The organism is Pseudonocardia hierapolitana, assembly GCF_007994075.1.
Taxonomy (GTDB): domain Bacteria; phylum Actinomycetota; class Actinomycetes; order Mycobacteriales; family Pseudonocardiaceae; genus Pseudonocardia; species Pseudonocardia hierapolitana.
This window is the reverse complement of sequence record NZ_VIWU01000001.1, coordinates 1,061,300-1,073,948: the sequence shown is the minus strand read 5'-3', so window position 1 is coordinate 1,073,948 and position 12,649 is coordinate 1,061,300. Positions and strand designations below refer to the sequence as shown.

General features: G+C 74.3%; 12 protein-coding genes. 6 read left to right on the top strand and 6 right to left on the bottom strand.

Annotated elements, in window-relative coordinates; genetic code table 11:
• Positions 1–16: 16 nt before the first annotated feature.
• The gene (locus tag FHX44_RS05195) at positions 17–1,393 is read left to right on the top strand and encodes an MFS transporter (RefSeq protein ID WP_147254414.1); all 1,377 of its coding nucleotides are present in this window, start codon (positions 17–19) and stop codon (positions 1,391–1,393) included.
• A gap of 61 nt (positions 1,394–1,454) precedes the next feature.
• Here FHX44_RS05195 and FHX44_RS05190 read toward each other — a convergent pair whose 3' ends face one another.
• A complete protein-coding gene (locus FHX44_RS05190; protein WP_147254413.1) occupies positions 1,455–2,066 on the bottom strand; it encodes a TetR/AcrR family transcriptional regulator in 612 nt (203 codons plus the stop codon).
• 129 nt (positions 2,067–2,195) lie between these two features.
• Here FHX44_RS05190 and FHX44_RS05185 point away from each other — a divergent pair, with 129 nt between their 5' ends.
• The 5 genes from FHX44_RS05185 (at position 2,196) to FHX44_RS05165 (ending at position 7,480) form a co-directional block, all read left to right on the top strand.
• Positions 2,196–3,704 carry a class I adenylate-forming enzyme family protein gene (locus FHX44_RS05185; protein ID WP_212612339.1) on the top strand — a complete coding sequence of 503 codons (1,509 nt, stop codon included), beginning with the start codon at positions 2,196–2,198 and terminating at the stop codon, positions 3,702–3,704.
• Positions 3,701–4,930, top strand: a complete 1,230-nt coding sequence (locus FHX44_RS05180; protein WP_147254411.1) for an MFS transporter — start codon at positions 3,701–3,703, stop codon at positions 4,928–4,930. Before FHX44_RS05185 ends, FHX44_RS05180 begins: the two co-directional genes overlap by 4 nt.
• Positions 4,927–5,865 (top strand): fumarylacetoacetate hydrolase family protein, encoded by a 939-nt coding sequence (locus FHX44_RS05175; RefSeq protein ID WP_147254410.1) that lies wholly within the window; start codon positions 4,927–4,929, stop codon positions 5,863–5,865. Before FHX44_RS05180 ends, FHX44_RS05175 begins: the two co-directional genes overlap by 4 nt.
• Before the next feature lie 23 nt (positions 5,866–5,888).
• Positions 5,889–6,689 (top strand): cyclase family protein, encoded by an 801-nt coding sequence (locus FHX44_RS05170; protein ID WP_147254409.1) that lies wholly within the window; start codon positions 5,889–5,891, stop codon positions 6,687–6,689.
• Positions 6,690–7,087: 398 nt separating this feature from the next.
• Entirely contained in the window at positions 7,088–7,480 is a 393-nt protein-coding gene (locus FHX44_RS05165) for a hypothetical protein (protein WP_147254408.1), read from the top strand.
• A 395-nt stretch (positions 7,481–7,875) separates the two neighbouring features.
• Here the strand turns inward: FHX44_RS05165 and FHX44_RS05160 are convergent, their stop codons facing one another.
• From FHX44_RS05160 to FHX44_RS05135, 5 genes are all read right to left on the bottom strand, one after another.
• On the bottom strand, positions 7,876–8,385 hold the full coding sequence (locus FHX44_RS05160; protein WP_212612338.1) for a potassium channel family protein: 510 nt from the start codon (positions 8,383–8,385) through the stop codon (positions 7,876–7,878).
• Positions 8,386–8,542: 157 nt separating this feature from the next.
• Positions 8,543–9,436 (bottom strand): universal stress protein, encoded by an 894-nt coding sequence (locus tag FHX44_RS05155; protein ID WP_147254406.1) that lies wholly within the window; start codon positions 9,434–9,436, stop codon positions 8,543–8,545.
• Between the two features lie 406 nt (positions 9,437–9,842).
• Positions 9,843–10,445, bottom strand: a complete 603-nt coding sequence (locus FHX44_RS05145) for a CBS domain-containing protein (RefSeq protein ID WP_281287947.1) — start codon at positions 10,443–10,445, stop codon at positions 9,843–9,845.
• Between the two features lie 14 nt (positions 10,446–10,459).
• Positions 10,460–10,909, bottom strand: coding sequence for a pyridoxamine 5'-phosphate oxidase family protein (locus FHX44_RS05140; protein ID WP_212612337.1), 450 nt, complete (start codon positions 10,907–10,909; stop codon positions 10,460–10,462).
• Positions 10,910–11,002: 93 nt separating this feature from the next.
• Positions 11,003–12,394 carry a wax ester/triacylglycerol synthase domain-containing protein gene (locus tag FHX44_RS05135; RefSeq protein ID WP_170308781.1) on the bottom strand — a complete coding sequence of 464 codons (1,392 nt, stop codon included), beginning with the start codon at positions 12,392–12,394 and terminating at the stop codon, positions 11,003–11,005.
• Positions 12,395–12,649: the final 255 nt, after the last annotated feature.

Genomic DNA, 12,649 nt, shown 5'->3' with positions numbered 1-12,649 from the left:
TCGAAGGAGATGGCCCGTGTCCGCACCCCCCGTCCCGTCGCAGCGTCAGTCGAAGCGGGCGTCGCTCGCGGCGCTCATCGGCACCGTCCTCGAGTGGTACGACTTCATCGTCTACGGCACCGCCGCCGCGATCATCCTGAACACCCTGTTCTTCCCCTCGGACGACCCGCTGGTCGGGACGTTGGCGGCGTTCGCGACCTACGCCGTGGGGTTCCTCGCCCGTCCGCTCGGCGGGCTCGTGCTCGGCCGGCTGGGGGACCGCGTCGGGCGCAGGAGCGTCCTGGTCCTGACCCTGTTCCTGATGGGCGCCGCGACCACCGCGATCGGGCTGCTGCCCACCTACGAGCAGGTCGGGGTACTGGCGCCGATCCTGCTGGTGCTGCTCCGCCTGGTGCAGGGCTTCGGGGCGGGCGGTGAGTACGCCGGCGCCGTCGTCCTCTCCGTCGAGCACGCCGACCCCCGGCGCCGGGGGCTCGCCGGGTCGGCGGCGCCGCTGGGCTTCGCGGTCGCCACCCTGCTCGGCAACGGCGTGTTCTTCCTGTTCCTGCTGCTCCCGCCGGAGCAGTTCGCCTCGTGGGGCTGGCGGGTGCCGTTCCTGCTCGGCGCGGTGTGCGTGCTCGTCGGGTACGTGATCCGGCGGCGGGTCGAGGAGCCGCCCGCGTTCGCGCAGGCCCGGGCGGAGGGCGTGACCGGCGCCCCGTCGCCCGGCGGTGTGTTCGCGGCGATCCGCAGGCACCCGCGCAGCTTCCTCATCGTGATCGGCTCCCGGATGGGGGAGAACGGGTTCGCCTACCTGCTGCCGGTCTTCGGCGTCGCCTACGTCTCGACGACCCTCGGGCTCGGCCGCCCGGTCGCGCTCTGGGCGGTGATGGCCGCCTCCGCGGTGCAGGTCCTCGCGATCCCGCTGTGCGGGCTGCTGTCCGACCAGGTGGGCCGCAAGCCGGTCTACGCCGTCGGCACGCTGGCGTCGCTGCTGTGGCTGGTGCCGTTCTTCCTGCTCACCGACACCGGCGTCACCGCCTGGGTGGTGCTCGCGTTCGTCGTCGGGCTGGGGATCTGCTATCCGGCGATGCTCGCCCCGCAGGCGGCCTGGTACGCGGAGCTGTTCGACACCGAGTTCCGGCTCTCGGGCTTCGCCTTCTCCCGTGAGCTCGGCTCCCTGCTCGCCGGTGGGCTCGCGCCCTTCGTGGCCACCGCGCTCTACGCCTGGTCGGGCCACTGGTGGCCCATTGTGGTGTTCATGGCGGTCCTCGCCGTCCTGACCCTGGTCGCGCTCGCGCTCGGCCCGGAGACCGTCCGGCTCGACCTCGACGGTCCGGCCCGGCAGGAGAACGTCGGCGCACCACGGGAGCCGTTGCGGACCGCTCCCTCCGACTCCTCCCCGCGGTCCTGATGCTCATCGGGATGCGCGTGCCGCCGTCCTCCCGCCGCCGGTGGTCGGCCACCGGGGACGGTCACCCGCGCAGCGCGCCGAGCAGCACCGCGTCGAGGAGTCGCTCCAGGTCGTCGGCGATCCGGAATGGCGCGGGCTCGACAGCGATCCACCGGCTCACCGACGAGAAGTAGCCCAGTGCCAGCAGCCGGCCCACCCACTCCGGGTCGGCGCCCGGCTGTAGCTCGTGACGGGCCGCCGCGAGGATGTCGGCGAACTCGCGGCCCAGGGGGTGGTCGACCATGACGTCGGTGTGCCGCAGCGCAAGGGGCATGATCGCGACGGTCTCGGTCCGGTCCTCCTCGTTGAGCGCGGCGAGGCCGGCGAGGTAGGCGCCGAGGACGTCGCGGACGGGGAGGTCTCCGGGGGCGCGGTCGGCGAAGGACCGTGCAGCCCGGTGCCGGCGGCGCTGCGTCCAGTCCTCCAGGAACAGCACCTTGCGCGGGTAGTGGTTGAAGACCGTCGTGCGGGCGAGGCCCGAGCGGGCCGCGATGTCGTCCATCGACGTCTCGTCGTAGCCGCGCTCGGCGAAGAGCGCGACGGCGGCGGCGAACACGCGGTCGCGACGCTCGTTGCGCTTGCGTGCCCGTTGGGTGAGCGGTTCGGCGGCGGGTGGGGCGGCGTTCGGCGGCACCCGTCCAGTCAACCACCTGCCCGCACGAACTCGTACTTGAGTACGGCTTCGCGAGGCCCTACTGTGCCATCACGAAGTTGTACTCCAGTACATCTTCGACCCGTACCAACGACGGACGGAGTGCGCACCGTGGCGACGACCGACGCGTTCACCCTGCTCGGCACGCACGACCCCGAAGCGCCGTTCCTGGTGGTCGAGGACGGGACGACCACGACCTACGCCGAGCAGGTCCGGCGCGCCGCCGGCACGGCCGAGGTGCTCGCCGGGTGGGGCGTGGCGGCCGGCGATCGGGTGCACCTCGCGACCCCGAACCGGCAGGAGTTCTTCGACGTCCTGTTCGCCTGCACGGTGCTCGGCGCCGTCCTCGTGCCGGTGAACCCGCTCTCCGCCGCTGACGAGATCGCCCACCAGGTCGCCGACTCCAGCGCGGTCGTCTGCCTCGTGGACCCGGGGCTGCGGACGACCGCCGAGCAGGGCGCGGGGCGCGTCCCGGTGCACGACCTCGACGAACTGGCCGCGTCTCGCCCGGCCGACCCCGTGGTTCCCGCACACCGCCCGCGGTCGGGGGTGGCGATGGTCCTCTACACCTCGGGTACGACGAGCCGGCCCAAGGGGGTGCTCGTCACCCACGAGAACCTGGCCCGGGTCGGCACTGCGATGGCCGCGCACCTGACCGTCACGCCCGCCGACCGGTGGCTCGTCACGCTGCCGCTGTTCCACGCCAACGCCCTCTACTACTGCCTGATGTCCGCCCTCGTGGCCGGGGGCTCGATCGCGCTGGCCCCGCGGTTCTCCGCGACGGCGTGGCCGCGACAGGCCCGCGAGCTGCGCCCGACGCTCGCGAGCCTGTTCGCCGCGCCGGTGCGGATGGTGCTCGCCCGCGCCCCGCGCGATCCGGCCGACGCCGCCAACGCCCTGCGCCTGGTGGTGTTCGCGCAGCACCTCACCGATGCGCAGGCCCGGGAGTTCGAGCAGCGCTTCGGCGCCCCGCTCGTGCAGCTCTACGGCATGACCGAGACGGTGCTGCCGCCGTTCGTCAACCCGCCCGGCGCCGGACGGCGCTGGGACTCGGTCGGACGTCCGCTGCCGGGTGTGCGGGTTCGCGTCGTCGACGAGGCCGGGCACGACGTCCCGCCCGGCACGCCCGGCGAACTGCTGGTCGGCGGACGCCCCGGCGTCGACGTCGCTCTCGGCTACCACGGCCTCCCGGATGCGACGGCCGCCCTGTTCGACGGCGGCTGGCTGCACACCGGCGACCTCGTCCGGCTCGACGCCGAGGGCCGCGCGACGTTCGTCGACCGGGCGAAGGACATGGTGAAGCGCTCCGGGGAGAACGTCGCCGCCAGCGAGGTCGAGCGCGTGGTCGCCGAGCACCCGGCCGTGCTCGAGTGCGCCGTCCACGGCGTCCCCGACCCGGTGCACGACGAGGCGGTCGTCGCGCACGTCGTCCCACGCCCCGGCCACCGCCCCGACCCGGACGAGCTCATGGCCTGGTGCCGCACGCGGCTCGCCCGCTTCAAGGTCCCCAGCCTCGTCGTCGTCCGCGACGAGCTGCCCCGCACGAGCGTGGGGAAGATCCGCAAGGACGTCCTCCGCGCGGAGCTCACCACGACCCCGACCCCCTCGGAGGACCGATGAGTGCGACGCTGCACGACGCGCCCACCCCCGGCGGCACCGCCGCCGAGCTCCGTCGTGGCTGGCGTGCGCTGACCGCCGCCACCGTCGGCATCGGCACCGGTGTCGCGGTGCTGCCCTTCTACACCAACGGCCTGTTCGTCCCGGAGCTCGAGGCCGAGTTCGGCTGGAGCCGCGGCGAGCTCTCGGCGCTGCAGCTCGTCGGGTCGTTGGTCATCGTGCTGACCGCGCCGATCGTCGGCGTCGTCATCGACCGCTACGGCGTGCGCGTGCCCGCCACGCTCTCGCTGCTCGCCCTCGGCGGCGCCTACTTCCTCCTCGCCGCGAGCGGCCCCGCGTTCGCGGGCTACCTGCTCGTGTTCGGGCTGATGTACGTGCTCGCCGCGGCGTCGACGCCGGTGTCGTTCACCCGCGCGGTCAACGAGCGGTTCGACCGGGCCCGCGGGCTCGCGCTCGGCACGGCGCTCGGTGGCGCCGGACTCGTCGCGTTCCTCGTCCCCCAGTTGCTGGGCGCGACCATCGACGCGGACTGGCGTGGCGCTTACCGCGTCCTGGGTGTCGCCGTGCTGACGGGCGCCGTCGTCGTCGCGGTGGTCATGCCCGGCCGCGCGCCCGTCGCCACCGGACCGCGGGCGACGGCCGTGCCGATCGCCCCCGTGCTGCGCACCGCGCTGTTCGCCCGGCTGGCCGCGGCGTTCGCCGTGCTCGCGCTCGCCGTCGGCGGGCTGACGCTGCACCTCGTGCCGCTGCTGCGCGACGCCGGTGTACCTGCCGCGTCCGCCGCCGCGACCGCGGGCCTCGTCGGCATCGCGGTGATCGTCGGGCGGGTGTCGGTCGGGCTGCTCGTCGACCGGTTCTTCGCTCCCCGGGTGGCCGCGGCCGTCCTCGCCGTGGCCGCGGCGGGCTACCTCGCGCTGCTACTGGGGGGCCCCGGGCTGGCCGCCGCTGCCGCGCTCGGCGTCGGCCTCGCGCTGGGCGCCGAGGTCGACCTCATCGGCTACCTCACCGCCCGCTACTTCGGCCTCGCCCGCTACGGCCGGCTGTTCGGCGTGTTCTACGCGGTGTTCACGCTCGGTGTCGGCGCGAGCCCGCTGCTGATGGCGTGGTTGCGCAGCGCCACGGGCGGCTACGGCGCGGCGCTCGGAGCCGCCGTCGCGCTGCTCGGCGTGGCGGCCGTGCTGCTCGTCACCGCACCCGCGTTCCCGCAGCAGGAGGAGGCCCGGTCGTGAAGTGGGTGACCTATGACGCAGGCGCCGGCCCGCGCGCCGGCGTGCTCGACGGGGAGACCGTGCACGGGCTCTCGGCAGGCGTGTCGGTGCTGTCCCTGCTCGGCGAGGACGCGCTCGTCGAGGCCGGTGCGGACGCGCTCCGCGCCCCGGCCGAGGTGCGCCCGCTCGCGGAGGTGCGGCTGCGCGCGCCGATCCCGCGGCCCCCGTCGATCCGCGACGGGTTGTGCTTCCTCGACCACCTCCACGGCTGCTACCGGGCGATGGGCCGCAGCACGGAGCTGCACGCGGCCTGGTTCCAGACGCCGGCGTTCTACTTCGCCAACCCGGCCGCCGTCGTCGGCCCGCACGACGACGTGCCGATCGCGCCCGGCAGCACCATGTTCGACCTCGAGCTGGAGGTCGGGATCGTCATCGGGCGGGGCGGCAGCGACCTGCACCCGGACGAGGCCGAGCGCCACGTCGCCGGCTACACGCTCTACAACGACTGGACCGCCCGCGACCACCAGCAGCGCGACATGGCCCAGGGCATCGGCATGGGCAAGAGCAAGGACAGCGCCATCACGCTCGGGCCCGCGCTCGTCACCGCCGACGAGCTCGAGGAGCACCGCCGCGACGGCCGGCTCGACCTCGGGCTCTCCGCCGCAGTCAACGGGGCGGAACTGACGAGCGGCACGCTCGCCGCGATGGACTGGAGCGTCGGAGAGCTGCTCGCGTTCGTCTCCCGCGGCACCGAGCTCGTACCCGGCGACGTCATCGGCTCCGGCACGGTGCCCGGCGGATGCCTGCTGGAGCACGTCGACACCACCGACATGGCCGCGTTCCAGGGCTGGCTCCGCCCCGGCGACGTCGTCGAGCTGCGTGGCGACGGCCTCGGCGCGACGCGCCAGACCGTCCGCGCCGCCACTCCGTTCACCCCGCTCCGCTCGGGCTGCTGAGCCCCGACCACGAGGAGATCACGGTGCCCACGCTCGTCGACCTCACCCGCACGATGGACCCGGAGAACCGGGCCCGCGTCCACGAATCCTTCAAGGCGCTCGAGACCGTCATCGCTCCCAACATCACCTATCTCAGCCCGGAGTCCGGCGGCCGCGACCGCATGATGGCGATCTTCGGCTGCACCGCGGGCGACCTGCCCGACGGCGAGGGCTGGGGCGAGGACCTGCTCACGGACATGAACACCCACTGCGGCACGCACGTCGACGCGCCGCTGCACAGCGGTCGCCTCGTCGAGGGCAGGCCCGCCCGCACGATCAGCGACATCGGCCTCGACGAGCTGTTCCGCCCCGGCATGGTGCTCGACCTGCGCGAGTGGGTGCAGCCCGGCACCGCCATCCCCGTCGCGGGGCTGGCGGCCGCGGTGGAGGCCACCGGCCGCGACATCGAGCCAGGCGACGCCGTACTGCTGCGCACGGGCCAAGAGCGCTGGACGATGGCCGACGCCGAGTACTACGACTACCCGGGCATGACCGGCGAGACGACCCGCTGGCTCACCTCCCGCGGCGCGACCGTCCTCGGCACCGACGCCCTGGCATGGGATCGCCCGTTCCCGGTGATGAAGAAGGCGTTCGAGGAGACCGGCGACCCCGGCCAGATCTGGGACGGCCACTTCGCCATCCGCGACAAGGAGGCGTTCATCGTCCAACAGATGACGAACCTCGCCGCGCTCCCGCTCACCGGCTTCACCGTCGGGTTCTTCCCGATGAAGCTGCCCCGCACCAGTGCGGCCCCCGCCCGGGTCGTGGCGTTCCTGCCTGACTAGAGCGAGGTCGCTGAGGCTCTGCTGCGGCCGCCACTTCGGGGCCACCGGCTGATCCCGTTGGTCGAAGCGCCGAGCGGCTCGCCGTGGTGTGCCCGTCACCGGAGAGATCCCCGTCACCACGCTCGCCCCTCGAAGATCTCCCAGCCGACCGGGCCCGGAGCAGAGCCTCGCCGGTGCGGTGCGCCGGCTCGCCCCGGCCGGCGTCGGAGCGGTCGTCGGCTACCCGCGCGCGGACGTCCAGGACGTCCTACGCCTGCGCGGGACGCAGGGCCACCGGACCGGTTCATCCCCTCGCAGCGTCCCCCGCGAGCCGGTGACGAACGGGCCAACGGCTCGGGACCGATGGCCATGCCGGGGGCACCCGACGGTGAGCAGGCTCGGTGGCGGAGGTGGACATCGTGAAGATCGGTTGGAGGGACGGGGTCGCGACGCTCCTCGTCGCCGCGATCGTCGTCCCGTACATCGGCTACCTGCTGCGCGGCAGCATGCCGTTCATCCAGGACCCGCGCGGCATGGCCGTCACCGGACTCGTCCTCGGAGTCGCCGCTGCCGCGGCCGTCGGCCGGGCGGCGTTCCGCGGGACGTGGGGTGCGATCGCCGCCTTCTTCGCCGTGGCGTCGGGCGCGGTCGGGATCGTGACGTTCATCCGCGCGGATGAGGGCGCCCTCAGCGAGGGGCTGCTCGCCGTCTTCATGACCGCGCTCGTCGTGGCGTGGGTGCTGGCGGAGCTCGTCCGCACCCATGTGCCGCTGACTGTGCCGCTGACCAGGGCCGGGCGCTCGACTCACTGATCCAACGAGGGAACGAGATCCTGCCCACCCGCTCGGCGAGTACCGGAGCGGCGAGGACGTCGCGCGTCGTGGCCCGCGGCGTTGGTGGCACACCACGCCCGGATCGCGCCGCTCGAGCTCGGCCCGAGCCCGCCCACCAGATCCTGCCTCGCAGCACGCCCAGCCGACCAGGGGAGTCGTCGTCCACCGGTCTCACTCACCAGATCGCGGCCGCCGGCGGTGTGCTCTGTCGACAGGGCGCACCGATCGGCGAGCGGACGGTGCTGCCGGGTGCCGTCGCGGCGCCGGAGGTGCGGTGCGGTCGCCGCTCGCCGGGCAGGACGCCGTCGCGCCTCCCGTCGCGATCCGCGAGGTCGCCTCCGTTCCCCGCACCGCAGCCGGCAAGGCGCCCCTGGTCACGAGAGCCGATTGATCGGGCGATCGTCGATCCCACGGGTGTCGGCGCGGCGCTCCGCGACGAGCCGGAGGTCCTGCTCGATCCGGTCGAGCCGCGCGTCGAGCGCGTCCAGCCGGGCCTCGATGCGGTGTTCGACCGCCTCGGTCTCGGCTTCCAGTGCCCGTTCCTCGGCCGCGGCGACGGCGTGCGCGACGACGAGGGCGACGACGGCCGCGACACCGCCGAGCACGGCCACGCCGACCGCCATCAGCGCGACGGCGATCAGGCGGCCCGCCGTCGTGACCGGGATGTGATCGCCGTATCCCACGGTCGTCAAGGTCGTCACCGCCCACCACAGCGCGTCGCCCCATGAGCCGACGGTCCGGCGCGGCTCCTCGCGTTCGATCAGCCACAGGGCCGAGCCCCCGAGGAGGATGGCGGTGGCGGCGACGAGCGTCACCAGGGCGGAGATCCGACACGCGGTCGCGGCGGTGGTGCTCCGCTCCTTCCTCGTCACCGTATCGGTCACGGCGTCGCCGCAGTCGAGGCCGCCCAGGTCGCGGATCGCCTCGACCGGGCCGGTCGTGGCGTTGGCGGTGTGGTCGGCGCCCAGCTCGGTGGCCAGCCGCGCCGCGCCGCCACCACTGCGGCCTTCACCGCGTTCATCGGGTCCTCTCGCGGGTCACTCAGAGCTGGCTGAGGTCGTGCGGTTCCCGGACGTCGGCGCTCGACGTCCGGAGTGCGGCGGGCACGGTGACGGGCGGCTCGCCCGGTCGGGCCGCACCCGGGTTCACCACGACGACCGGCACCGAGGAGCGGCGCAGGATCGCGCGGCTGGTCGAACCGAAGAGCGCCCGTGCTGGTGCCCGGCGCGCCCGGGTGCCGAGGACGACGAGCCGTGCGTCGACTGCCGCCGCCAGCAGGGCGGGGACCGGTGACCCGGGTACGACGGTGAGCTCGACGGGGACCTCCGGGAAGCGCGTGGTCCACCGTGCGAGCGCATCGAGACCGAACGGCACACCGTGCCCGGCGTGCAGCACCGCGACCCGGCCGCGGTGCCGGTGCGCGTCGTTGAACGCCACGGTCAGCGCCGCCGCGTCGGTCACCGGGTCGTCCACCCCGACCAGCACCGGGGCGCCGGCGGGTGGATGGTGCCAGCCGCGCACGACGGCGACGGGACACGGGGAGTGCCCGCTGACGTCCAGCGCGACCGAGCCGATGAGCACCTCCTCCGGCCGTTCGCCGCCACCCATGCCGACCACCAGGAGCTGCGCGCGCTGCGCGGCGTCCAGCAGCGAGGGGATCGCGGACCGCTCGGTGTGGTGGGTGGTGACGGGCAGGGCGGGGTCGGCCCGGTGGGCGACGGTGAAGGCGCGGGCGAGGATGTCGCGTGCCCGGTGTGTCCCGGCCGTCGAGCCGGCGGCGTAGGGCGCGGCGTGCAGGATCTGCAGCGGCAACCCGCGGAGGCGCGCCTCGGGGACCGCCCAGCGGACCGCGTCGAGCCCCATCCGGCTGCCGTCGACGCCGACGACCACACCGAGCGGGTCGTTCCGGCCGTGCTGGATCTGCGGTGAGTCCATCTGGCTCTCCTCCTGTCGTCTCCGCTGCCAGCGTGCGCTCACCGGACGGTCGGTGGCAGGACCGCTGGTCCCGCGTCGGCGGGCCGAGGGTCCCGGGGAGGGGCCCTCGTCGCCGACGCCACGCCGGCCGAGCTGCGCGCCACGACCGGCGCCGACGATCTCGAAGCGGCCTTCGTGCGGTTGATCGGGCGGGGAGGGGCGGCGGCGTCGTGAGTCGAACTGCGGTTGGGAGTCGAGCATCCGGTGCAGCAGCACAACGAACCAGGTACGCGGATCGGTGAGACCGGCGCACGGCCTGATGGTCACCGCGCCGCAGCGCGGTGAGCCCTGGCCGCAGCCCCGACCCGGCACGGATGCTGCCGGCGATCCGCTCGATGGCCGGTCGGTCGTGCATGCACCCCGTGGTTCACGGACGGGCGGGGTGGGTCGCCTCGTCGCGGATGCGGACGCCGACGACGCCCGGGGTACAACCCGCCACGACGGTGGCGATGTGCTGGTCGGTCTCGTCCGCCCCCTCGCTCGAGAGCGTGACCACGCCGTCGGTCACCGCCACGTCCCAGCGCCGCCGCCCGGCCGCTGACAGGTGGGCGGTGACGTCACGGGCGATCGCGTCGTCGTCCCGCGCGATGGTGCGCAGCACGTCGGCCCGGCTCACGATGCCGACCAGGCGGTCGCCGTCCACCACGGGAACGGCCCGCAGGTGCCGATCCACCATCAACCCGCCGAGCTCCGCGGCATGCGTGTCGGGGGTGGCGGTGACGACCTCCGTGGTCATCACGCCGGCGACGTCCGGAGGGGCAGGCGAGGTGGGCTCCGGTGGCCGGTCGTGGATGAGCTCGCGCGGGTCCGGCAGGAGCCGGTTGCGCAGCAGGTCCGCCTCGGTGACCACACCGAGCAGCCGGTCGTCGGCGTCGACGACCGGGAGCACGGCGAACCCGTGCGTGACGAGCAGCTGCGCCGCCTCCTTGACGAGGGCGTCCGGGCCCACGGTCACGACAGGGCTCGTCATCAGTCCGCGCGCCCTCATGCCCGTCCCTCCCCGCTGTCCGCCGGAACCGCGACCAGCCGGCGCCCGGTGAGTCGCTGCAGGGGCACGGCGATGGTGTGGGCCGTGCGGCCCGGCGCCCACGGATGCGGCATCCGGGTGGCCAGATCGGCCACCCGGTGGGGGACCAGTACCTCGTAGGCCTCGCCGACGCCCAGCACGTCCCAACCGGTTCGGGTGCTCGGGTCGATCTCGTCGACCTGGAAGGCCACGACCGCGCCTCGGGTGGCGGCGGCCAGCTTGCTCCCGCCTCCGGTGCGGAAGACGACCTCCTCGCCGTCGAGGAGGTACGTGACCGGCTGAGCCGCCGGGAGGGCGGCGTCTGTGAAGACGACGCGGCCGATCTCGCACTTGGTGAGCAGGCGGAGGCACTCGGCCTCGTCGAGCTCCACCAGTTCGACGATCGCCGCTCGATCTGCGGCTTTCACTGCTGTTCTCCTTCTGTGTCCGACCACCGACGATCCCCCCGCGCCCAGGGCTGTCGACAGGGCCGAAGGTCCTCGTCCAGCGGGCCGTGTCGATCACATCCGCGAGTGCCGTGACGCGGGCGAACGCGACGCCGCCTCACCCGCGCCGAGGGCCTGCTCGATCCCCTCGGACAGAACGGCGATGTCCGATACCGCCGTGTCGGCGTTCACGGTGACCGCGAGCGTGTCGGCGTAGGACAGCGCGGCGATCCCGACCGGGACGTCGGCCGCCAGCGGTGCGACCGGTGCCGCGTCCAGCAGCCGGGCGCCGGCGAGCCAGAGGGGTTGCGGTGGCCCGGGCACGTTCGTCACGAACAGGTTGATGTGCCGGGCGGCGTGTCGGCGCATCCACCGCACGGCAAGACGCGCGAGGGGGGCAGGGAGGTGCAGCACGTCGAACACGTCACCGCCGCCAGCGCGCAGCCGGGCCTTCAGCCCTCCCGTCGTCGCCGTGATCGTCGCCAGGCGCCGGTGCGGGTCGGGGTCACCGACGGGCAGGCCGAGCAGGAGCATCGCCGAGGTCTGGCCGGCACCCGTGACCCCGACGGGCATCGAGGCGCGCAGCGTGAGCCCGTCGACGTGCTCACCACGGCTGTGGAACAGCTCCCGCAGCCCGCTCGTGACAGCGCCGAGGAGCACGTCGTTGACGGTCGCGCCGGCCGCGCGCCCGGCCGCGCGGACCTCCTCGAGCGGGAACCGGACGACGGCAAGGCGCCGGCCGGGGCCGACTCGCCGGGGGAGTGATGTCCTCGGTGCCGTCTCGCGGATGTCGCCCGCCGCGTCGCGGGCCTGCCGCACCGTGCGGAGCAGCGTCGCGGGGATGCGGGGGACGGCGAACAGCGCCGCCGTGACTGCCCGGCGCCGGGTGCGGCGGGCGTCCGCGACGAGCGCCTGGTGCGTGGGTAGCGGCCAGGCCGTCGGCGCTGTCACGGTGTCAGCGGTGTCGTCCGGTGAGGCGTCGAGCAGGCGGCCGATGATCGCGACGCCGGTGAGCCCGTCCGCGAGCACGTGGTGGAGCACGATCAGCAGGCCGAAGCGCCCGCTCGGGAGTCCGGCGACGATCTCGGCGCGCCAGAGCGGCCGAGCGGGGTCCAGCCGGGAAACGATCCGGTCGGCGCACCAGGCCGCGAGGTCGGTGCCTGCGGGGAGCGTCGCGGCGGAGATGTGGTCGAGGGGGTCGAACGAGGGGTCGTGCACCCAGACCGGCCGCCCCTCGCCGCGGCGGGTCCAGTTGATGCGCCGGGCCAGCTCCGGAACCCGCCGGACGCGCCGGGCCAGCTCCGCGCGCAGCCGTTGCACGTCGAGGCGGCCGGCCGCGTCCAGCAGCGGATCCGCGGCGAGCTCACCGATCAGTGCGATCTGGGACGGCGTGTTCCGGTCCTCCGCCCACAGGTTCGCGAGGTCGCCGAGCCGCAGCCGGTGCAGCTCGGGAGCGTCGCTCGACATCAGCACTCCTCTCCTCGCTGCCATCCAGCGTCCCCGGGGCATCGGGGTGCGGCCTCGGCCGGAAGTCCCGCGTCGCGCGGCCTCCGGTCCTGCCCGGGGCGGCGGTGGCCGTGGAGCCTGGAGCCATGGATGCGGCCGAGCCCACGCCGCGTGGCGGACCTGGGTGCCGGGCTGGTTCGGGATGCTCGATGACAGATGGCCCTGCATTTCGCCTCACCCGCCGTGAGCTGAGCTGGCACCGGGTGACCGCGGCGA